This window comes from Streptomyces alfalfae (assembly GCF_004127445.1).
Classification (GTDB): Bacteria; Actinomycetota; Actinomycetes; order Streptomycetales; family Streptomycetaceae; genus Streptomyces; species Streptomyces alfalfae.
Genome location: NZ_QEXM01000041.1, coordinates 26,116 through 46,184, shown reverse-complemented (window position 1 = coordinate 46,184; position 20,069 = coordinate 26,116). Strand labels below are relative to the sequence as shown.

Annotated in this window: 15 protein-coding genes; 6 read left to right on the top strand and 9 right to left on the bottom strand. The window is 74.2% G+C overall.

The annotated features are described in order from the left end of the window. Nucleotides 1–19 precede the first annotated feature (19 nt). On the bottom strand, nucleotides 20–214 hold the full coding sequence (locus DCW30_RS19670; RefSeq protein ID WP_062779671.1) for a hypothetical protein: 195 nt from the start codon (nucleotides 212–214) through the stop codon (nucleotides 20–22). 273 nt (nucleotides 215–487) lie between these two features. Here DCW30_RS19670 and DCW30_RS19665 point away from each other — a divergent pair, with 273 nt between their 5' ends. Together DCW30_RS19665 and DCW30_RS19660 are read left to right on the top strand one after the other, a co-directional pair. After that, entirely contained in the window at nucleotides 488–880 is a 393-nt protein-coding gene (locus DCW30_RS19665; protein WP_076687167.1) for an ankyrin repeat domain-containing protein, read from the top strand. Between the two features lie 299 nt (nucleotides 881–1,179). Beyond that, nucleotides 1,180–2,598: a HEAT repeat domain-containing protein gene (locus DCW30_RS19660; RefSeq protein ID WP_076687168.1), complete on the top strand. Its 1,419-nt coding sequence runs from the start codon at nucleotides 1,180–1,182 to the stop codon at nucleotides 2,596–2,598. 31 nt (nucleotides 2,599–2,629) lie between these two features. Here the strand turns inward: DCW30_RS19660 and DCW30_RS19655 are convergent, their stop codons facing one another. The 5 genes from DCW30_RS19655 to DCW30_RS19635 are packed head-to-tail and all read right to left on the bottom strand — an operon-like array spanning nucleotide 2,630 to nucleotide 7,014. Further along, on the bottom strand, nucleotides 2,630–3,499 hold the full coding sequence (locus tag DCW30_RS19655; RefSeq protein WP_076687169.1) for a 5-oxoprolinase subunit C family protein: 870 nt from the start codon (nucleotides 3,497–3,499) through the stop codon (nucleotides 2,630–2,632). Next, nucleotides 3,496–4,122 (bottom strand): 5-oxoprolinase subunit B family protein, encoded by a 627-nt coding sequence (locus DCW30_RS19650; protein WP_076687170.1) that lies wholly within the window; start codon nucleotides 4,120–4,122, stop codon nucleotides 3,496–3,498. Before DCW30_RS19650 ends, DCW30_RS19655 begins: the two co-directional genes overlap by 4 nt. Then, nucleotides 4,119–4,883: a LamB/YcsF family protein gene (locus DCW30_RS19645; RefSeq protein WP_076687171.1), complete on the bottom strand. Its 765-nt coding sequence runs from the start codon at nucleotides 4,881–4,883 to the stop codon at nucleotides 4,119–4,121. The genes DCW30_RS19650 and DCW30_RS19645 overlap by 4 nt, the downstream gene beginning before the upstream one ends. Nucleotides 4,884–4,912: 29 nt before the next feature. Next, entirely contained in the window at nucleotides 4,913–5,716 is an 804-nt protein-coding gene (locus tag DCW30_RS19640; RefSeq protein WP_076687172.1) for a putative hydro-lyase, read from the bottom strand. Continuing rightward, entirely contained in the window at nucleotides 5,713–7,014 is a 1,302-nt protein-coding gene (locus DCW30_RS19635; RefSeq protein ID WP_076689550.1) for an MFS transporter, read from the bottom strand. The genes DCW30_RS19640 and DCW30_RS19635 overlap by 4 nt, the downstream gene beginning before the upstream one ends. Nucleotides 7,015–7,313: 299 nt before the next feature. On the opposite strand from DCW30_RS19635, the gene DCW30_RS19630 reads away from it, so the two are divergent. The 4 genes from DCW30_RS19630 to DCW30_RS19615 all read left to right on the top strand — a co-directional run bounded on the left by DCW30_RS19630 (nucleotide 7,314) and on the right by DCW30_RS19615 (nucleotide 15,293). After that, complete coding sequence (locus DCW30_RS19630) at nucleotides 7,314–8,018, top strand: GntR family transcriptional regulator (RefSeq protein WP_076687173.1); 705 nt, start codon at nucleotides 7,314–7,316, stop codon at nucleotides 8,016–8,018. 93 nt (nucleotides 8,019–8,111) lie between these two features. Continuing rightward, the gene (locus tag DCW30_RS19625) at nucleotides 8,112–9,638 is read left to right on the top strand and encodes a hypothetical protein (RefSeq protein WP_076687174.1); all 1,527 of its coding nucleotides are present in this window, start codon (nucleotides 8,112–8,114) and stop codon (nucleotides 9,636–9,638) included. Nucleotides 9,639–9,708: 70 nt separating this feature from the next. Then, nucleotides 9,709–10,602 (top strand): hypothetical protein, encoded by an 894-nt coding sequence (locus tag DCW30_RS19620; RefSeq protein ID WP_076687175.1) that lies wholly within the window; start codon nucleotides 9,709–9,711, stop codon nucleotides 10,600–10,602. 77 nt (nucleotides 10,603–10,679) lie between these two features. Beyond that, entirely contained in the window at nucleotides 10,680–15,293 is a 4,614-nt protein-coding gene (locus DCW30_RS19615; protein WP_076687176.1) for a hypothetical protein, read from the top strand. Here the strand turns inward: DCW30_RS19615 and DCW30_RS19610 are convergent. From DCW30_RS19610 to DCW30_RS19600, 3 genes are read right to left on the bottom strand one after another with little or no spacing between them, the layout of a single operon-like run. After that, nucleotides 15,250–16,407 (bottom strand): aromatic ring-hydroxylating oxygenase subunit alpha, encoded by a 1,158-nt coding sequence (locus DCW30_RS19610; RefSeq protein ID WP_076687177.1) that lies wholly within the window; start codon nucleotides 16,405–16,407, stop codon nucleotides 15,250–15,252. The two genes, DCW30_RS19615 and DCW30_RS19610, sit on opposite strands and share 44 nt — an antisense overlap. A 14-nt stretch (nucleotides 16,408–16,421) precedes the next feature. Beyond that, nucleotides 16,422–17,576, bottom strand: a complete 1,155-nt coding sequence (gene solA / locus DCW30_RS19605) for an N-methyl-L-tryptophan oxidase (RefSeq protein ID WP_076687178.1) — start codon at nucleotides 17,574–17,576, stop codon at nucleotides 16,422–16,424. A 10-nt stretch (nucleotides 17,577–17,586) separates the two neighbouring features. Then, a complete protein-coding gene (locus tag DCW30_RS19600; RefSeq protein WP_076687179.1) occupies nucleotides 17,587–20,046 on the bottom strand; it encodes a GcvT family protein in 2,460 nt (819 codons plus the stop codon). Between the last annotated feature and the right edge of the window lie 23 nt (nucleotides 20,047–20,069).

Sequence of the window (20,069 nt, the reverse complement as noted above, 5' to 3'; positions counted from 1 at the left end):
ACGGGAGGCGGCGGGGAGGTCAGAACTTGATCCCGCCGAGAAGGCTCGCCAGGCTCGCGCCGCTCGCCTTGATGCTCGGTGCGAGGGCGGTGCCCGCGAGGTAGAAGCCGAAGAGGGCGCAGACGAGGGCGTGGGAGGCCTTGAGTCCGTCCTTGCGGAAGAAGAGGAAGACGATGATTCCGAGCAGCACGACACCTGAGATGGACAGGATCATGAGGGTTCTCCTGGTTCGCGGGACAGTCACCATGAGGTGTTCCAGGCTCACAGCATGTATCCATACGACAAAAGGTGCAAAAGGGTGAAATCGGTATGATTTCCCTCGAATGGCGGAGGGCTCCAGGGCCACTCGTGGGCAGGTCAGGGCGGTGATGGCAGCTGCGCGGACCTCCGTCACGGCCGGGCCGCGCCATGCGCCCGTCAGGGCAGTACCCTGTCGATTCACTCGTACGGCTGCACACGCAGCGCACCCAGAAAGGCGGACGCCCCCATGAGCGAAGCCCATGACCCCGAGGTCGTGGAGCTGGCGACCAAGATCTTCGATCTGGCCCGCCAGGGCGACACCGCGGCGCTCGCGGCATACGTCGACGCCGGTGTCCCGGCGAACCTCACGAACGACAGCGGCGACTCCCTGGTGATGCTCGCCGCCTACCACGGGCACGCCGAGGCCGTCCGGGCCCTCCTGGAGCGCGGCGGCGACGCCAACCGCGCCAACGACCGGGGGCAGACCCCGCTCGCCGGAGCCGTCTTCAAGGGCGAGAACGAGGTGATCCGCGCGCTCCTCGACGGCGGCGCCGATCCCGCCGCGGGCACGCCGTCGGCGATCGACACGGCCAGGATGTTCGCGAAGACCGAGCTGATCGAGCTGTTCGGGGCCGCCTGAGCGGGTACGCGACCAGCAACGACGGGGGCGCTGGAAATGTGGTCGCGGCGGGCACTACCGCCGGGTCATCATGACGACGTGATTCACGGACGCGACGGCGGGGCAGGTTCTGCCGCACCGCGTGGGCCGTGAGCGGCCCGCCCCCGGACCTCCGTCCGGGACCCGCGGGGCCACTGATGAGAGGCAGAGGAAGATGGTCTTCGACAAGCAAGAGACGGCGGGCGGCCCGACGTGTTGGCGTGCGGCCAGGTAATGCGTGATTCCCGGTTGCGTCGACGCTTGATGTGAGGCTGTTTCCCATGTTCGATCCGGTCATAGCGCCCAGCGGTACGCTGCTCGGCCTGCTGCAGCGGGGCCGCGGCGACGGCACCCTGCACGCCCTCACGGCACCCCGGCACGAGGCGCTGGCCGCCCTCGACCACTGCGTGCTGAACGATCCACGCCACGACTGGCAGGTGGAGAACCGTTCGCTGTACTACGCCCGGCTCTACCTCGACCTGAACGGCGGGCTCGGCGAGATCGAGCGGCACCTCTTCGACTCCGAGGACGTCCTGGACACCGAGGACTCACGGACCGGGCTCGCCCTCGCGGTCCTCGGCCACCTCGCCTCCTACGGCCGCCACGACGCCCTGAAGCTCCTGCGCGACTACGCGCGAAGCGGGGCGAACTGGGCCTGGGCCCTCGACGAACTCGCCCTGCGGGACGACGACGCGCACCTGCGCGCCCTCGCCGCGCCCGTGCTCGCCAGGTTCCCCGCCGACGCCGAGGGCGGGGCCGAGCTGGCCGCCGCCGTCCGCGACGCCTACGAACCGCGCCCCTGGCGGCTCTGGGAGGAGGACCCGCGCCCCGAGATCGGCGCCCGCGTGCGGGCCGCGCGGGAGCAGGGCTCCTTCGACCGATGGCAGCGCCAGATGCGCCCGTCGGGGCCCCGCCCCGGCTGGAGCGTCCAGGCCGTCCTCGACTGGGCCCAGGAGGGACTCGACCGCGGCGCCGTGCTGCACGTGCCGGCCGCCCGCTGCCTGTCCGCCGTCGCCGGGCCCGAGGACCGGCCCCAGATCATCGAGGCCGCCCGCGACGGCTCCGACGGGGCCCGCGGCACCGCCCTGCGCTATCTGGCCGACGCCCAGGACCCCGCCGTCCTCGACCTCATCGAGCACGCCGTGGAGAGCCCGTCACGGGCCGTGGCAGACGCCGCCCTGGAGGCCTTCGAACGGATGCGGAGCACCGCCGCCGTCGAGCGCGCCCGGCGCTGGGCCTACCGCCCCGACGCCCTCGGGGCCGCCGCCGGGCGCGTGCTCGCCTGCCGGGGCGGCGCACAGGACAGCAAGCCGGTCCTCGCCGCGCTGCGCGAGGCCGTCAGGGGTGAGGGCCCCGACGCGCCGACGCTGTGGAGCCTCGTCGACGGCGCGGGACGCCTCGGCATCGCCTGCGCGGCCCCCGTGCTGCGCCACGTCTACCGCGAGACCGCCTCGTCCCAGCTCCGCGGCCGCGCCGCCCGCGCGCTCGCCGCCACCGATCCCTCCTTCGCCGTCGGATTCGCCGTCGAGTGCCTCTGGGACTGCGAGGAGTCCACCCGCGAGGTCGCCGCCCGGCACGCCGAGACCGGCGACGCCCGCGTCGTCAACCGCCTCCGCAGGCTCGCGGCCGACCCCGCAGAGGAGGACGAGGTGCAGACCGCCGTCCGGAGCCGCATCGGGCCCGACGCCCCCGCGGTGTAGCGGGAGCGCAGGGGCCCGCGGCTCCCATGGCTCAGCGGCGGCCGACGCGGACGAAGCGCACCGGCGTCCCCGGCGGCGCCTGGGCGGCCGCCGCGAGGTCCGCCTCGCGGACGACCGCGACCACCGGGTAGCCCCCGGTGGTGGGGTGGTCGGCGAGGAAGACCACCGGCCTGCCGTCGGGCGGCACCTGGACGGCGCCCAGCACCATGCCCTCGCTCGGCAGCTCGCCGTCGAGGGCGCGTTCCAGGGCGGGCCCCTCCGTCCGCAGCCCGATGCGGTTGCTCGCCGACGACACGCGGTACGCGCGCGTGGCCAGCGTGCGCAGGGCCGCCGGGGTGAACCAGTCAGCCCGTGGCCCGAGCGTCACCCCCAGCACCAGTTCTGCGGGCGGCGAGGACTGCGGAACGGCGTCCACGCGTGCGTGCGGGCCGCTCGGGTCGCCGAGCGGCAGGACGGCGCCCGTCGCGAGCGGCGGCGGACCGAGCCCGGAGAGCAGATCCGTCGAGCGGCTGCCCAGCACCGCGTCGACGGCCACGCCGCCGTCGAACGCGACGTAGCAGCGCACTCCGGAGACGACGGGCCCGACATCGAGGAGCGCTCCCGCCGGCACCCGCAGCGGCGCTCCCCACGGGGCGGGGCGGCCGTCCACGGTCACCGGGCAGGGGGCGCCGCCCACCGCGACCGTCACCGGGCGGCGGGGGCGTACGGCGCAGCCGTCCAGGGTGGTCTCCAGGACGGCCGCGTCGGGGCCGTTGCCCACCAGCCGGTTCAGCAGGCGCGCCGTGGCCGGGTCGAGGGCCCCCGAGCGGGGCACCCCGAGGTGGGCGTGGCCGGGGCGTCCCAGGTCCTGCACGGTGGTCAGGGCCCCGGGCCGCACGACGCAGAAGGCACGGTCGGTCATGGGGCCTCCGGTGCGCCGGCCGCGACGAAGCGGACGCGCACGCCGGGGGAGAGCAGGGCCGCGGGCACGCGCGCATGGTCCCACAGCACGACGTCCGTCGAGCCGATGAGCTGCCAGCCGCCGGGCGAGGCGCGCGGGTAGACGCCCGTATAGGGCCCGGCGAGCGCGACGCTGCCGCGCGGGACGGTGGTGCGGGGCGTGGCCCGGCGGGGCACTTCGTAGCGTTCGGCGAGGCCCGTCAGATAGCCGAAGCCGGGCGCGAACCCGCAGAAGGCGACGCGGAACTCGGCCGCCGAGTGGATGCGCGCCACCTCGGGCACGTCCACTCCCCAGAGCGCCGCCACGTCGGCCAGGTCGGGGCCGTCGTAGCGCACCGGGATCTCCAGGACGGCGCCCTCGCGCGGCGGCAGCGGCGGGACCTCCCAGCGGGGCAGCTCGGCCCGGAGGCGCGCGGGTTCCTCCAGGCCGTCCAGGAGCACCGTGCGGGCCGCGGGCACGATCTCCCGCACCCGGAGGGCGCCCGTGGCCCTCCGGCGCAGCAGCTCGGCGTGGAGGGCCTGGGCCTCGGTCCCGTCGGCCAGTTCGACCAGCAAGGCGTGCTCGCCCACCGGCAGGGCCCTCACGCGAAGGCCGCCACGCGCACGCCCGCCGACTCCAGCCGCGAGCGGACGCGCCGGGCCAGGTCCGCGGCCCCCGGGGTGTCGCCGTGCAGGCACAGCGACCGCGCGCGGACCGCGATCTCGCGCCCGGAGAGCGAGGTGACGGCGCCGGCCCCGGCCATGCCGAGCGAGCGCTCGACGACCGCGTCCGCGTCCGTGATCACCGCACCCTCCTCGCCGCGCGGGACGAGGGTGCCCTCGTCGGTGTAGGCGCGGTCCGCGAACGCTTCGGTGACGACCGGGAGCCCGGCCTCTTGCGCCGCCTCCAGGAGCCGTGAACCGGGCAGCCCCAGGAGGGGCATCGCCTCATCCGCGAGGAGGACCCCCTCGATGACCGCGCCCGCCTGGTCCTCGTCGTGCACCACGCGGTTGTAGAGGGCGCCGTGCGGTTTGACGTACGCCACGCGCGTGCCCGCCGCCCGCGCGAAGACCTCCAGAGCGCCGATCTGGTACGCCACTTCGGCCGCGAGCTCGGCGGCCGGCACGTCCATGGCGCGCCGGCCGAAGCCCGCCAGATCGCGGTAGGAGACCTGCGCCCCGATCCGCACCCCGCGTTCCGCGGCGCGCTCGCAGACCCGGCGCATGGTGGCCGGGTCGCCCGCGTGGAAGCCGCAGGCCACGTTGGCGCTGGTGACGACGGACAGCAGCTCGTCGTCGTCGGTCAGGCGCCAGCGGCCGAAGCCCTCGCCGAGGTCGGCGTTGAGGTCGATGGTCGGGGTGCTCATGTGCGTCATTCTCCTGTGGTCCACGTCGGTCACGCCACGCGGTACTGCTCGTCGCGGGCGTCGGTGACGAACATCCGGCCGGGCGCGTGCGTGATCGCGAAGGGCGGCGCGGACGCCATCACCGCGGCCTGCGGCGTCACCCCGCAGGCCCAGAAGACCGGGATGTCACCGGACCGCAGGACCACCGGGTCGCCGAAGTCGGGCCGGCCCAGGTCGGCGATGCCGAGCCCCGCCGGGTCGCCGCAGTGCACCGGGCTGCCGTGCACCGCGGGCATCAGGGAACTCTCCCTGATGGCGTCGTCCAGGTACTCGGGCGGCACGGGCCGCATGGAGACCACCATGGGGCCGTGCAGCCGCCCCGCGGGGCGGCAGGGGCGTTCGGTCACGTACATCGGGACGTTGCGGCCCTGCTCGATGTGGCGCAGGGGAACCCCCGCGTCGGCGAGCGCCCACTCGAAGGTGAAGCTGCACCCGATCAGGAACGACACCAGGTCCGCACGCCAGTGGCCGACGACGTCGGTGGGCTCGCCCAGCAACTCGCCGTGCTCCCAGACGCGGTAGCGCGGCAGGTCCGTGCGCAGGTCGGCGCCCGGGGCCAGGGGAGTGGTCCAGGAGCCCGCGTCGGTGACGTCGAGCACCGGGCAGGGCTTGGGGTTCCGCTGGCAGAACAGCAGCATCTCGTACGCCCAGTCGGCGGGGACCGAGATGAGGTTGGCCTGCGTGTACCCGGCCGCGCAGCCCGCGGTCGGCCGCGACTCGCCCGCGCGGAAGGCCGCACGCGCCTCGGCGGCGCTGCGGTACACGGGGGGAGCGGAGTGCTTCTGTCCCGTCACAGCAGCTCCCTCCCCCGCGTCTCCGGGAGGCCGAACAGCGCGAGGACGGCGAGGGCGTAGCCGAGCGCGCCGAACACCAGCGCGCCGCCGACGCCCCAGCTGTCGGCGAGGAAGCCGACCATGGTGGGGAACACGGCGCCGATCGCGCGGCCGGTGTTGTACGTGAAGCCCTGCCCCGTGCCGCGCACGGCGGCCGGGTACAGCTCGCTGAGGAACGAGCCGAAGCCGCTGAAGATCGCCGACATGCAGAAGCCCAGCGGGAATCCGAGCACCAGGAGAAGGCCGTTGGCCCCGTCGGGGATGTTCGTGTACGCCAGGATGCAGGCCGCGGAGAGGAAGGCGAAGAGTGTGATGTTCCGCTTCCTGCCGAGGATGTCGGTGAGGTAGCCGCCCGCCAGGTAGCCGATGAAGGCGCCGGAGATCAGGAAGGCCAGATAGCCGCCGGTGCCCACGACGGTGAGGCCGCGGTCGCTCTTCAGATACGTCGGCACCCAGGTGGCCAGCGTGTAGTAGCCGCCCTGCACACCCGTGGACAGCAGCACCGCGAAGAGCGTGGTGCGCAGCAGCCCCGGTTTGAAGATGGCCGTGAACGAACCCTTGTCGGCGCTCCTGCGCCGCTGCTCGGCGGCCTCCGGCGCGTCGTGCACGTTGCGGCGCACGTAGATGATCAGCAGGGCGGGCAGCGCGCCCGTCCAGAACATCACGCGCCAGGCGATGTCCTCGTCGAGGAACTGGAAGACCACGGTGTAGACGACCACCGCGAGCCCCCAGCCCACGGCCCAGGAGCTCTGGATCGCGCCGAGGGTGCGCCCGCGGTTCTTGGCGGTGGCGTACTCGGCGACGAGGATCGCGCCGACCGCCCACTCCCCGCCGAAGCCGAGGCCCTGGAGCGCCCGGAAGACCAGCAGGGTCTCGTAGTTGGGCGCGAAGCCGCAGGCCACGGTGAAGACGGCGTAGGTGATGACCGTGATCATCAGCGCCTTGACCCGGCCGATGCGGTCGGCGACGACGCCCGCGACGGCGCCGCCCACGGCGGACACGACGAGGGTCACGGTGGTGATGAGGCCGGTCTGGCCGCTGTCGAGGCCGAAGTAGGCGGCGAGCGCCACCATGCTCAGCGGCAGCGTGAAGTAGTCGTAGGAGTCGAGGGCGTAGCCGCCGAAGGCTCCGGCGAAGGCCCGGCGGCCGCGCGGGCCGAGCGCGCGGAGCCAGCCGAACACGCCGTCGTCGCCGGGTGGTACGTCCTTTTCGGGGCCTATGTCGGCCGGAGCGGCCTGGGTGGGAGGAGTCGTGCTCATGGGCACCTCGCAGATGAGGGACGGAGGGTGCTGGAGCGGGTCGAGCCGGAGCAGGTCGAGCCGGAGAGAGCCGTACGCGAGCGGGTCGTCCGCGAACGGTCTCGTGCGCGAGCGGGTCGTGTGCGGACGGGTCGTGTGCGGAGGGATTGTGCGCGAGCGGGTCGTGTGCGGACGGTTCGAGCCGGGAGGTTCGAGCGCGGGGCCCGGTTGGCGAGCCGTGCCCGCCAAGGTAGAGGATCGTTGAACGATCCCTCAATACCCATGTTGTCTCGTTCTTGCATCTGCGATTGAATCCCGACATGGCGGAGGGGATGACTGAAGTGAGCGGCCTGGCCGACGACCGTGCGCTCCTCGGGCGCACCAGCACGGCCGAGCGGGTGTCGGACATCCTCCGGAGCCGCATAGCCGAGGGCTACTTCCCGCCCGGCACCCGGCTCTCCGAGGACGCCATCGGCGGGGCGCTCGGCGTCTCCCGCAACACGCTCCGCGAGGCCTTCCGGCTGCTCACGCATGAACGGCTCCTCGTCCACCGGCTCAACCGCGGCGTCTTCGTGCGGGTGCTCACCATCGAGGACGTCGAGGACATCTACCGCACCCGCCGCCTCGTGGAGTGCGCCGTCGTCCGCGGGCTCGGCGACCCCCCGTACGCGCTCGACGGCGTCGCCGGCGCCGTCGCGGACGGCGTGGCCGCCGCCGCGGACCAGCACTGGAAGGGCGTCTCCACCGCCAACATCCACTTCCACCGCGAACTCGTCGCCCTCGCGGGCAGCGCCCGCACCGACGAGCTGATGCGCAGCGTCTTCGCCGAACTGCGCCTGGCCTTCCACGTCGTGGACGACCCGCGCCGCCTCCACGAGCCCTACCTCGAACGCAACCAGCGGATCCTCGCGACCCTGCGGGAGGGCGACGCCGCACGGGCCGAACGGCTCCTGGCCGCCTACCTGGAGGACTCGCTCGCCGGCCTGGTCGAGGTGTACGGGCGACGGGTGGGCGAGGGCGCCTGACCCGTGCGGCCGGCCGGTGGCGGAAGCGCCGGGTCCGCCGAGGGTTCTGCGCCGTTTCGACCGTTGTCAGACCGAGGACCTAGTCTGTGCACCGTGACTTCGCCTGCCGTTACGGACACCGCTCCGCCCCAGCTCAGCGCGGGGCCGAGGCCCGCTCAGGGCCCGGCCGCCGACGAGGGCCTGGCGCGCCGCCTGCGCGCCCTCGCCTGCACGGCTCCGCTGCACGACCTCGACGTGCGCAAGGCCAACCTCGCGGGCGAGTACACGGTGTACGCGATGGCGGAGGTGGCCCTGTCCGCCATCGACCTCGTCACGCTGAACATGGACTTCGACACCGGCGCCGACCACGAGCAGATCGTCGCCAGGCTGCTGCCGCGCGTCGCCGCCCAGGCCCCGCGCCGCCCGGCCGCCGAGCACGAGCGGGTGGCCCGCTGGGTCCTGGAGAACCTGATCAACGTCGGCAGCGTCGACCGCGGCTTCCGCGCGGTGTACGGCACGTTCGCGCCCGACGGGACGTATGTCCGCAGGGACTACGACTTCAAGCTCCTCGAAGAGGTCCCGGGGTACGGCGGCGGCGTCTATCTGCGCACGACCGACGAGGCGGTCAACGTCCTGGTGGGCGCCCTCGACACCGACGTCACCAGTGCCCAGATCGCCGCCGAGGTGAAGCTGGAGGTCCTGATCAACCGCGGCAGGCTCGCCGACGCGCAGCTCGCCGCCGAGCAGGCGCGCTACCGCACGGTGCAGTATGCGGAGACGCTGCGCAAGGCCCTCGACGCCACCCGGCGCAACGTCCGCGCGGTGGACTGGCTGCGGGCCGTCCCCGACATGATCGCCGAGGCGCTCGACCACGTGGCCGACCGCTACCGCCACGAGAACGCGATCCTCACCAACATCCGCAAGGCCCGCGACGAGTCCGAGGACCCCGAGCAGAAGCGCCGCGCCGCCGAGCTGGTCGACATCGTCAAGGACTGCATCCGCCGCCACACCCAGCTGCAGTCCCGACTCCTCGAAGCGGGCCCGCTGTTCCGCGCCGAGCAGGACCGCCAGGCCTTCGCGGCGCCCACCGCGCGCGCGGGCCTCGACCTGTACGGGCAGCTCCTCGCCCCGCTCCTGCCGCTCCCCGCCGAGCGGGCCACCCGCGTGACGGACGCCTTCTTCGCCCGCGGGACCGGCCTGCGCACACCCGTCTCCGTCCGCGTCGGCGACCTCGTCGACCTCCTGCTCACACCCCCCGTGGAGCGCGAACACCTCGGCGCGGAGATGCCCGAGCCCGACCTGATCGCCACCCCGGACGACAGCCGCTTCAGCGAGGAGCAGCTCGCGAGCGCCATGGACCTGCTCGACCTGCCCTCCGACGCGCCACGACGGCTCTCCGGGCTGCTCGCCGAGGCCCGCCTCCACGACCCCGAACTGCCGTATCTGGTCGCCCTCCTGGCCGTCCACGCGGCGAGCCCGCCGGTCGGCACCGCCTACCGCCAGGGCGAGGAGAAGCTGCTCTTCGCCGTGGACGACGGCACCGAACTCGACGACGAGGAGTTCGGCGGCGCCGACCTCATCGTCGGCACCGCCCTCCTGGACGCCGCCGGCATGGCGGCCGACCGGACGGAGGCGGCATGACCCCGGCCCGAACCCCGCCGCGCCACCCCGGCGCCGCCTTCCCGCACAGCCCCACCAAGGAGCACACGCCGTGACCGACCACCCCGCAGAGCACGCCGCGTGGGGCGAGCCGGACTCCACGACGGCCCCCGCCGCCACCGCGCCCGTCACCCCGGCGGACGCCGCCGACGCCGCACGGCTCGTCGCCTTCGGCCTCCAGCCCAAGCTCCAGCCCGCCCGCGACCAGGAGTACGGCGAGCTCCTGCGCCGGTACCGCGAGGACCCGCCCTTCGCCCGGCTGGCCGACGCCGTCGCCACGGGGCTCGGCCTCGTCGTCCTCGAGGTGTCCCCGCGCGCGGGCATGGCCGTGACCGCCGCCGAGGACTCCCTCTTCGCCGTCCGCATGGGCGACTACGCCCGCCGCGCCGCCACCGACTCCACCGACCGCTTCCTGCACGGTCTCGCGCACCTCGCCGTCGCCGCCCTGGCCTTCCCGCGCCCCGAGGACCTCGCCGACGACGGATACATCGGCCGGGTCACGGTCAACGGCGTCGACGCGTTCGTCCGCCAGGCCTGCCACCGCCTCGAGGAGCGCGCCGAGGAGCAGGGCGAGAACACCGATCCGGCCACCGACGCCCCCGGCCTGGAGGCTGCCTGGCGGATCTGGGCGCGACGCAGCTCCACCGGCGCCACCAAGGACGCCCGCCGCCTCGCCGGTTCCACCACCGGCATCGTCGCCAAGGCGGTCGCCTTCCTCACCGACTCCGGGTTCCTCCAGCGCACGGGCGACGACTCCGGAGGGACGTACCGCACCACGGCCCGCTATCAGCTCCAGGTGCGCGACATGGCGGGCAGCGCCGCCATGGCCGAACTGCTCGATCTCGGCGTCGTCCCGGTCACCGACGGCTCGGCGACGCTGCTGCCGCCCGAAGACACCGACGACCTGGAGCTGGCCGCGGACGCGGGACTGCCCTTCCACTCCTGACCCCCTCCGGCCCGCACACCGGGCCCGCCCCGCTCCTCCCCGCCCCTCCCCACGACTTACGACGAGAGTCCGCCGCCATGTACGAGCTGTCCCGGATCCGCCTCTACTCCATCGGTCCGGCCGGTGCGCGCTACGCCGACACCGTGCTCGACCTGCGCGGCGTGGGCGCGGAGGTGCCCGACCCCGCGCCCACGCAGGCGGAGTTCTTCGAGGACGAGCCGGTCGGACCGCCGCGCCGCCCGGCCCCCGCAGGCGTGCTCTTCCTGGAGAACGGCGGCGGCAAGTCCGTCCTGCTCAAGCTGATCTTCTCGGTGATGCTGCCGGGCCACCGCAACACGCTCGGCGGCGCCAGCTCCGGAGTGCTGCGCAAGTTCCTGCTCGCCGACGACTGCGGGCACGTCGCCCTGGAGTGGCAGCACACCCTGACCGGCGAGTGCGTGGTCGTCGGCAAGGTCAGCGAGTGGCGCGGCCGGCAGGTCTCGAACGACCCGCGCAAGTTCGCCGAGGCCTGGTACTCCTTCCGGCCCGGCCCCGGCATGAGCCTGGACTCCCTGCCGGTCGCCGAGTCCACCGCGGTCCGTCCCTCCGCCGAGGGCGCGTCGGGCGCCCAGGGCCGCCGACGCACCATGAAGGGCTTCCGCGACGCCCTGACCGAGGCGGGCAAGGCCTACCCCCATCTGGAGGTGCACTGGGAGGAGATCCACGACCGGTGGAACGAACACCTCGGCGACCTCGGCCTCGACCCCGAACTCTTCCGCTACCAGCGCGAAATGAACGCCGACGAGGGCGAGGCCGCGGGCCTCTTCGCCGTCAAGAAGGACTCCGACTTCACCGACCTGCTGCTGCGCGCCGTCACCGACACCCGGGACACCGACGGCCTCGCCGACCTCGTCCACGGCTTCGGCAACAAGCTGGGCCGCAGGGCCGAGCTGATGGCCGAGCGGGACTTCACCGCGGGCTCGGTGGATCTGCTCGGGCGCATCGTGGAGGCCGCGGAGGCGCGTTCACACGCGCGTGACGTGCACGCGGGCGCCGAGCGCAGGACCCGCACCCTGGCCCGCAGGCTCGCCGCCCGCGCCGTCGAGGAGCGCGGCCGCGCCGCCACGCTCGCCGAGCAGGTCACGGCCGCCGCGCACACCGTCACCGAGGCCGAGCGCACCCGCGGCAGGAGCGCCCTGATCTCCGCCGAACTGGCCTACCGCCACGCCTCCCTGGCCCTCACCGTCGCCGAGAAGGCCGCCGCGGCCCAGCGCCGCGAGCTGGCCGACGCCCGCACCCTGCACTCCGCCTGGCAGGCCGCCGAAGCCGTTCTCCGGCACCGCGCCGCCGCCGACCGCTCCGCGCGCGTGGCCGCCGCGATCCGCGAGGCCGAGCGCGACGCGGCGCCCGCGCTCGCCGCCCGCGCGCAGGCCGCGTCCGACCTCGTACGGGCCCTGCACACCGCGGCCGAGGGCGCGGAGAACCTCGCCAACGAAGAGGAGGAGCGCTCCGCCGCCCTCCAGGAGACCGGCGAGACCGCGCACCGCGACGCCACCGCCGCCGCCACCGAGGCCCAGCGGGCCCGCAGCGAGGCGGGACACCTGCGCCAGCGCCTCACCGAGGTCGAGCAGGAGACCGCCGAGGCGGTCCGCGCCGGCTGGCTCGACGACACCGCACCCGACGCCGACCCGGCCCGCGCCGCCCTGGCCGCGAGCGACGCCGAGAAGAGCGCGGTCGCCGCCTGGGACACCGCGCGTGAGGCCGCCCGCCGGGCCGCCGACCAGGCCAGGGAGGCCGCCGCCGCCGAAGCGCGCGCCGAGCTGACGGCCGCCCGCGCCTCTGACGCCGCGACCGCCGCCGAGGCCGCCCACGACGCCGAGCGCCGGGCCGCCGAGTCCATCGCGGGGGACGAGCGCCTCGCCGAACTGCTCAGCCTGCCCGCCGCGGAGGGCGGCAGCACGGTGCCGAGGCCCCGCCGGGGGACCGAGGACCCGACGCCGGGCAGCACCCTCACCGTGGCGGAGCTCGACCGCTCCGCCGAGGACCTGCGCGCCCTCCTGGAGGAGAGCGTCACCTCCGCCGAGCGGCAGCTGTTCGACCTGCGCACCGCCGCGGCCGACGACTCCCGCATCCTCGGCGCCCTCGGCGACGGCGGACTGCTCCCGCCGGGCCCCGACGTCCTCGCCACCGTCGAGTTCCTCGGCGAGCACGGCATCCCCGCCCTGCCCGGCTGGCGCTATCTCGCCCAGGCCGTCGACCCCGCCGACCACGCGCGCGTCCTCGCCGCACGGCCCGAGCTGGTCGACGGTGTGGTCATCACCGACCCGGCCACGCACGCCCGCGCCCGTGAAGCCCTCGCCGACGCCGCGCTGCTGCCCCGCTCCGCCGTCGCCGTCGGCACCGCCGCGGCTCTCCTCGCCCCCACCCCGGGCGAGGAGAGCACGGACAGCGGCGTCTTCCTCGTGCCGCCGAACCCGGCCATGCACGACGAGCACGCCGCCGACGAGGAGCGGCAGGCCCTGCGCGCGCGGGCCGCCCGGCGCGACGAGGAGATCCGGGCGCTCGCCGTCCGGCTCGCCAAGGACCGCGAGCTGGCCGCCCGCCTCACCTCCTGGCGCGCCGGCTGCCCGAGCGGACGCCTCGCGGAGCTGGCCACCGCCGCCGAAGAGGCGCGCGCCTTCGCCGAGGAGGCCGAGGCCGAGCTGACCGAGGCCCGCACCGCGCGCGCCGAGGCCGACGAGGCCGCCGGTGAGGCGGCACGCGTGCGGGACGAGCGCCAGGAGGCCGCCCAGCGCGCCCGGCGCGCCGCCGACGCCCTCGCGGGCCTCGCGTTCCGTCTGCGTGAGCGGGCCGGCTGGCAGACGAAGCTGCGCGAACTGGCCGACGACGCCGTCGAATACGAGGCCCGCGCCCAGACCTGCCTGGACCGCGCCCGCGCGGCCGACGAGGACCGCCGTGCCGCCCAGCGCGCCGCCGACGACGCCCGCCGCACCGCCCGCGCCCTGCGCGCCGAGCGGGCTGAGATCGCCGGCGCCCCCGAGGACGTCCCGGCCGACCCCGAGGCGCCGAAGACCTCGCTGCCCGCGCTCCGCGAGGCCTACCGCGCGGCCTCGCAGCTCTACGAGAAGGTGGGCGTCGGCGCCGACCTCCGCGCCGAGCAGGCCCGCGCGGAGGGCGACGAGAGCGCCGCCCTCGCCGAGCTGAACCGGCTCAGCAACAAGGTCCGCACCCGCGCCGCCCAGCTCCTCGAAGGCACCGACGGCTCCGACGGGCCGTCCCGGCAGGCCGCCGCCGCGCGCGCGGAGGCCCAGGTCCAGCTCATCGAGGCCCGCGCCGCCACCGCGAGCGAGCAGCTCGGCCGGCTGCGCGGCGAGGCCGAGCGGCACGCCCCCGAGGACGGCGAGGCGCACACCGAGCTGCCCGACGACCTCGTCCCCGCCGACGCCGAGCGGGCCCAGGCGCTGCTGCGCACCGCCACCGGCGACCTCGCCGCGCACACCGAGGCGCTGACCGCCGCCAAGGAGGCCCACGCCGCGCTGCTGCGCACCCACCGGGCCACCGAGGACGCCGCGGGCGGCTTCGACGAGACCGCGGCCCTCCTGCGCGACCTGCTGCGCGAGCACCAGGAGGACACCGAGGAGGAGCCCGAGCCCTACCCCGGCACCCTGGAGGAGGCCCGCCAGGCCGCCGCCGAGGCCCGCCGCTCGCTGCGCGGCTGCGCCGCCGACCTGTCCACCGCCGAGTCGGCCGTCCGCGAGGCGAGCGACATCCTCGTACGGCACGCCAACGCCACGCGGTACGAGCAGGTCCGCACCCCCGCCCGGCAGCAGATCAGGGAGCTGCCCGCCTCCGCGCTGCCGGAACACGCCAAGAAGTGGGCCGACGCGTTCGCGCCCCGGCTGCGCGTCCTCACCGACGAGCTGGAGCAGCTGGAGCGCAACCGCGACAGCATCGTCGACCGCCTCCGCGGCCTCGTGGAGTCCGCCCTCGCCACGCTCCGGTCCGCCCAGCGCCTGTCGCGGCTGCCCGAGGGGCTCGGCGAGTGGTCGGGCCAGGAGTTCCTGCGCATCCGCTTCGAGGAGCCCGACCAGGCCACGCTCGTCGAGCGGCTCGGCGAGGTCATCGACGAGGCCACGCGCGCGGCGGTGAAGAAGAACTCCGACATGCGGCGCGACGGCATGTCCCTCCTGCTGCGCGGCGTCCAGGCCGCCCTGGAGCCGCGCGGCGTCGCCGTGGAGATCCTCAAGCCGGACGCCGTGCTGCGCGCCGAGCGGGTGCCGGTCGGGCAGATGGGCGACGTGTTCTCCGGCGGGCAGCTCCTCACCGCGGCCATCGCCCTGTACTGCACGATGGCCGCGCTGCGCAGCAACGACCGGGGCCGAGACAAGCACCGGCACGCCGGCACGCTCTTCCTGGACAACCCCATCGGCCGCGCCAACGCCACGTATCTCCTGGAGCTCCAGCGGGCCGTTTCCGACGCGCTCGGCGTGCAGCTGCTCTACACGACCGGCCTCTTCGACACGACGGCGCTCGCGGAGTTCCCGCTGGTCATCCGGTTGCGCAATGACGCGGACCTGCGGGCGGGCCTGAAGTACATCAGCGTCGAGGAGCACCTGCGTCCTGGCCTGCCGCAGCAGGACCCGGACGGTGAGACGGTGCACGGGGAGATCACGGCGACGCGTATGTACAAGCGTCCGGCGGCGACTGCGTAGCGAGCCTCTTGGTGAGCCACTCGTGGAAGAGGCCGATGTGGTGCTCGGTCGGCACGAGCACCCCGCCCGCGCGGTAGGCGCGTGACGCCATCGCGGGCTGGGTGCGCTCGCAGGCCGCGAAGTCCTGGGCGTTGACCCGGTGGAAGAGTTCCACGGACTTCGACAGGTCGGCTCCGGAGGCGACCACGTCGGGTGCGTACAGCCAGTCGCACTCGACGGTCGTGCGGTCCTCGGCCAGCGGGAACATCCGGTGCAGGATCACGTGGTCGGGGACGAGGTTGACGAACACGGTCGGCTTCACGGTGATCGCGTAGTAGCGACGGTCCTGGTCGTCGTCGACCTCGGGCAGACGGCCGAACCCCGCGCTGCCGTCGACCGTGAAGCCGCGGGCCTCCTCGGCGAACGCGGCTCCGTGCCCCACGTAGTACTGCGCTGCGAACCCGTCCGCGAACTCCGGCAGCACGTCCGTCAGTTCGGGGTGGATCGTCGCGCAGTGGTAGCACTCCATGAAATTCTCGACGATCAGCTTCCAGTTGGCCCGTACGTCGTACGTGACGCGCTTGCCGAGCGCGAGCCGTTCGACGCCGTAGCGCTCGATGGACGCCGCGTCGCCCAGCCGTTCGACCGCCGAGCCGATGACGGTCTCCTCGAAGGAGGGCGGCTCCTCGGCGAGACAGACCCAGGCGTAGCCTAGCCACTCCCGCAGGGCCACCGTGACCAGGCCGTAGGAGGAGCGGTCCACGTCCGGCATCCTGGTCAGGTTGGGCGCGGCGATCAGCTTGCCGTCGAGGTCGTACGTCCAGGCGTGGTACGGGCACTGGAGCGCCCGGCGGACCTGCCCCGACTCCTCGGTGCACAGCCGCGCGCCCCGGTGGCGGCACACGTTGAGGAACGCGCGCAGCTCACCGGTGCGGGAGCGGGTGAGCAGCACGCTCTCGCGGCCCACCCGCACGGTGCGGAAGGCGCCCGGCGCGGCCAGGTCGGCGGAGCGCACCACGCAGAACCACAGGGACTCGAAGACGTGCTCCTGCTCCTGCCGGAAGATCTCCGGATCGGTGTAGTAGTGGCCGGGGAGGGTCGCGATGAGGCTCGGCGGCAAGGGGGTCGTCGTCACGGTTCTCGTACTCCTCAAGCGGGCGCGGCGGCCAGGCGGGCGGGGTCGAAGAGCTCGATGGGGTGGCCGGTGGCGCCGTCCAGGGCCAGGTCGGCGACGATCTCCCCGACCACGGGCACGAACTTGAACCCGTGCCCCGAGAAGCCGGCCGCGACGGTCACCGAGCCGGGGTGCGCCGGATGGCGCGCGACGACGAAGTGCTCGTCGGGGGTGTTGGAGTACATGCAGGTCGCGGCCTTGAGGAAGCGGCCGGGCAGTGACGGGAGCAGCCGTCCCACCTGGTCGGCCATCGCGGCCACCTCGTGGTCGTGGACCGTCCGTTCGATGGTCTCCGGTGTGCAGGGCGTGCCCTTGCGGAAGAATGCCACCTTCGCGCCGAGGTCCGGTCCGTCGATGGACGGGAAGCCGTAGACCTGGACGCCGTCGGTGTCCTCCCAGATGTAGATCGGATGGTTCTCCGGCAGGAACGGCCGCACGCCACCGGTCGGCTGGAACCAGTACATGACCTGCCGCTCGATCGTGAACGGCACCCCCAGGTCCGTGAGCAGCTCCGGCGCCCACGCACCCGGGCAGAGCACGAGCTGCCCGGCCGTGTACACGTCCTCGGCGGTGTGCACGCGCACGCCGTCCCGGTACGGCTCCCACCGGGTCATCGGCTCGTCGAAGTGCAGGTCGGCGCCGTGCCGGGTGGCGAGCTGGAGGTGGGCGGCGACGGTGTTCTCGGGGCGTACGAGACCCGCCCGCGCCTCGTACAGGCCCACGTCGTCGTCGTGGGGCGCGAGGGTGGGGAAGCGGCGGCGGATCTCCTTGGCGTCGAGCAGCTCGTGCGGCAGGCCCCACCGCTCGGCGGAGAGCAGCGACCCGGAGACGGGGCGGCTCTCGGGGCGGCCGAGCATCACACCGCCGCAGAGCGTGGCGATCTCGCGGCCGGTGTCCTGTTCGAGGCGGTCGTACAGCTCGTAGGAGCGCAGCAGCAGCGGTACGTAGGCGGGGTCCTCGAAGTAGGACTGCCGGGTGATGCGGGAACCGCCGTGGCTGGATCCGCGCCGGTGGACGGGGCCGAACTTCTCCAGGCCGAGGACGCGGGCGCCGCGCGCGGACAGATGGTGCGCCGCGGCGCCGCCCATGCCGCCGAGGCCGATCACGATCACGTCGTAGGTGGGGGACACCGGGAGCCTCCTAGCGGCGGATGCGGGTCATCTCGGGGTCGAACAGCGGCTCGTCGGCGACCGTGGCGGGCACCTTCTCGCCGAAGTACTCGATGCCGACGCCCGAGCCGGCCGTGAGCGGCGGCAGCCAGGCGTACGCGACGCAGCGGCCCAGCGTGTAGCCGTACGCGGCGCTGGTCACATACCCGGCGGGGACGCCGTCGACGTACACCGGTTCCTTGCCGAGGACGACGGCGGCGGGGTCGTCGAGGAGCAGCGGGGTCAGCCTGCGCCGCGGCGGACCCAGGGCCTCCAGCGCCGCGCGGCCCACGAAGTCGCCCTTGTCCATGCGGACGGCGAAGCCGACCCCCGCCTCGTAGGGGGTGTGTTCGGTGGTCATGTCATGGCCCCAGGCGCGGTAGCCCTTCTCCAGGCGCAGGCTGTTGAAGGCGGAACGGCCCGCCGCCACCACGCCGTGCTCGCGCCCCGCCTCCCAGAGCGTGTCCCAGAGGTGGAGCCCCAGGTCCGCGGTGGTGTACAGCTCCCAGCCCAGTTCACCGACGTAGCTCAGGCGCATCGCGGTCACCGGGACGTGTCCGACATAGGTCTCCATGGCCCTGAAGTAGCCGAACGCCTTGTGCGAGAAGTCGTCGCGGGTCAGCGGCTGGACGAGGGCGCGGGCCAGCGGCCCCCACACGCCGACGCAGCACGTCCCCGAGGTGATGTCCCTGACGTGGACGCCGGCGGGGGCGCACCGGAGCAGCCGGTCCAGGTCGGCGGGGGAGTTGGCGCCCACCTGGAAGCGGTCGGGCCCGAGCCGTGCCACCGTCAGATCGGAACGGATGCCGCCGGCCTCGTCGAGCAGCAGGGTGTAGGTGACCGAACCCGGCCGCTTGGCGAGGTTGTTGGTGGTCATGTGCTGGAGGAAGGCGAGCGCGCCGGGCCCCACGACCTCCAGGCGGCGCAGCGGCGTCATGTCGTAGAGGGCGACCCCTTCGCGGGTGGCGCGCGCCTCGGCCGCCGCGACGGGGGACCAGTGCCTCGCCGCCCATTCATCGCGCCCCGGCACTTCGATGCCCTCGGCCAGGGCGGCGTTGGCCTCGTACCAGTGTGGGCGCTCCCAGCCGCCGCCCTCCAGGAAGACCGCGCCGAGCTCCCGCTGGCGGACGTGGAAGGGGCTGACCCGTAGGGGACGCGGATGGTCCGGGGGTTGGAGCGGGTGGATGACGTCATAGACCTCGACGAACTGCCGCGCTCCGCGCTCGGCCACGTACGCCGGGGAGCGCTGGGCGTCCTCGAAGCGCGTCAGCTCGCATTCGTGCAGGTCCAGCGAGGCCCGCCCGTCGACCATCCACTCGGCGACGGCCCTGGCGACGCCCGCAGAGTGCGTGACCCACACCGCCTCGGCCAGCCAGAAGCCGCGCAGCGCACGGGACTCGCCGAGCACCGGCATGCCGTCCGAGGTGAACGAGAAGACGCCGTTGAATCCCTCCGCGATCTCCGCCGCCCGCAGCGAGGGGATGAGCCGGCGGCAGTCCTCCCAGCTCGGCGCGAAATCGTCCTCCGTGAAGGGGTAGGAGGACGGCATCGCGGCGGCGTCGTCGAAGGCGGGGACCGCGAACGGGTCGACGGGCAGCGGGCGGTGCGCGTACGAGCCGATGCCCAGGCGGTCGACGTGCTCGCGGACGTACAGGTCGCGGTCCTGATGGCGCAGGATCGGCCGCGAGGCCTCCGCGAGCGGGTCGTTGACCCCGGCGAGCTCCGGCAGGGGAGCGGTCTTCGCGTACTGGTGGGCGAGTGGCAGCAGCGGCACGTCCACCCCGGCCATACGCCCGATCACCGGGCCCCAGAAACCGGCCGCGGAGACCACGTGGTCCGCGGGGAAGGTGCCGCGGTCGGTGACGACGGCGGTGACGCGGTCGCCGTCCCTCTCGATGCCGGTCACCGTGTGCCGGTCCAGGAATCGCGCGCCACGCGTGCGTGCCCGTGCCATCTGCGCACGGCAGGCGGGCACCGCGCGGGCGAGACCGTCGTCCGGCGTGTGGAACCCGCCGTACACCTGGCCCTCGTCGATCAGCGGCCACAGCTCCCTGCAGCGCCCGGGGCCGACGAGTTCGGCGCGCACGCCCCAGGAGGCGGCGAGTCCGGCCTTGCGGTGCAGATCGGCCCATCGCTCGGGCGTGGTGGCCAGTTCGAGGCCGCCGACCGGGGTGAAGCAGGGCAGTCCGTCGGCATCGAGGGAGCCGAACTTCTCCACGGTGTACTTCGCGAACTCCGTCATCGTCCGGGAAGGCCCTGTACGGAAGACCAGACCCGGCGCGTGCGAGGTGGAGCCGCCCGGCGCGGGCAGCGGCCCTTGTTCGAGGACGGTGACGTCGGTCCAGCCGCGCGCGGTCAGCTCGTCGGCGAGGGAGCAGCCGACGATGCCCGCGCCGATGACGACGACGCGCGGCCCTCGACTCGGTGCGGGGCTCGTCCGTGCGAGGCTCATCGGTTCGGGGCTCGTCCGTGCGG

Coding starts and splice junctions, on each gene's coding strand:
- DCW30_RS19660 (WP_076687168.1), top strand. CDS start 1,180: ATGTTCGATCCGGTCATAGCGCCCAGCGGTACGCTGCTCGGCCTGCTG.
- DCW30_RS19665 (WP_076687167.1), top strand. CDS start 488: ATGAGCGAAGCCCATGACCCCGAGGTCGTGGAGCTGGCGACCAAGATC.
- DCW30_RS19655 (WP_076687169.1), bottom strand. CDS start 3,499: ATGACCGACCGTGCCTTCTGCGTCGTGCGGCCCGGGGCCCTGACCACC.
- DCW30_RS19670 (WP_062779671.1), bottom strand. CDS start 214: ATGATCCTGTCCATCTCAGGTGTCGTGCTGCTCGGAATCATCGTCTTC.
- DCW30_RS19630 (WP_076687173.1), top strand. CDS start 7,314: ATGGCGGAGGGGATGACTGAAGTGAGCGGCCTGGCCGACGACCGTGCG.
- DCW30_RS19645 (WP_076687171.1), bottom strand. CDS start 4,883: ATGAGCACCCCGACCATCGACCTCAACGCCGACCTCGGCGAGGGCTTC.
- DCW30_RS19600 (WP_076687179.1), bottom strand. CDS start 20,046: ATGAGCCTCGCACGGACGAGCCCCGCACCGAGTCGAGGGCCGCGCGTC.
- DCW30_RS19635 (WP_076689550.1), bottom strand. CDS start 7,014: ATGAGCACGACTCCTCCCACCCAGGCCGCTCCGGCCGACATAGGCCCC.
- DCW30_RS19615 (WP_076687176.1), top strand. CDS start 10,680: ATGTACGAGCTGTCCCGGATCCGCCTCTACTCCATCGGTCCGGCCGGT.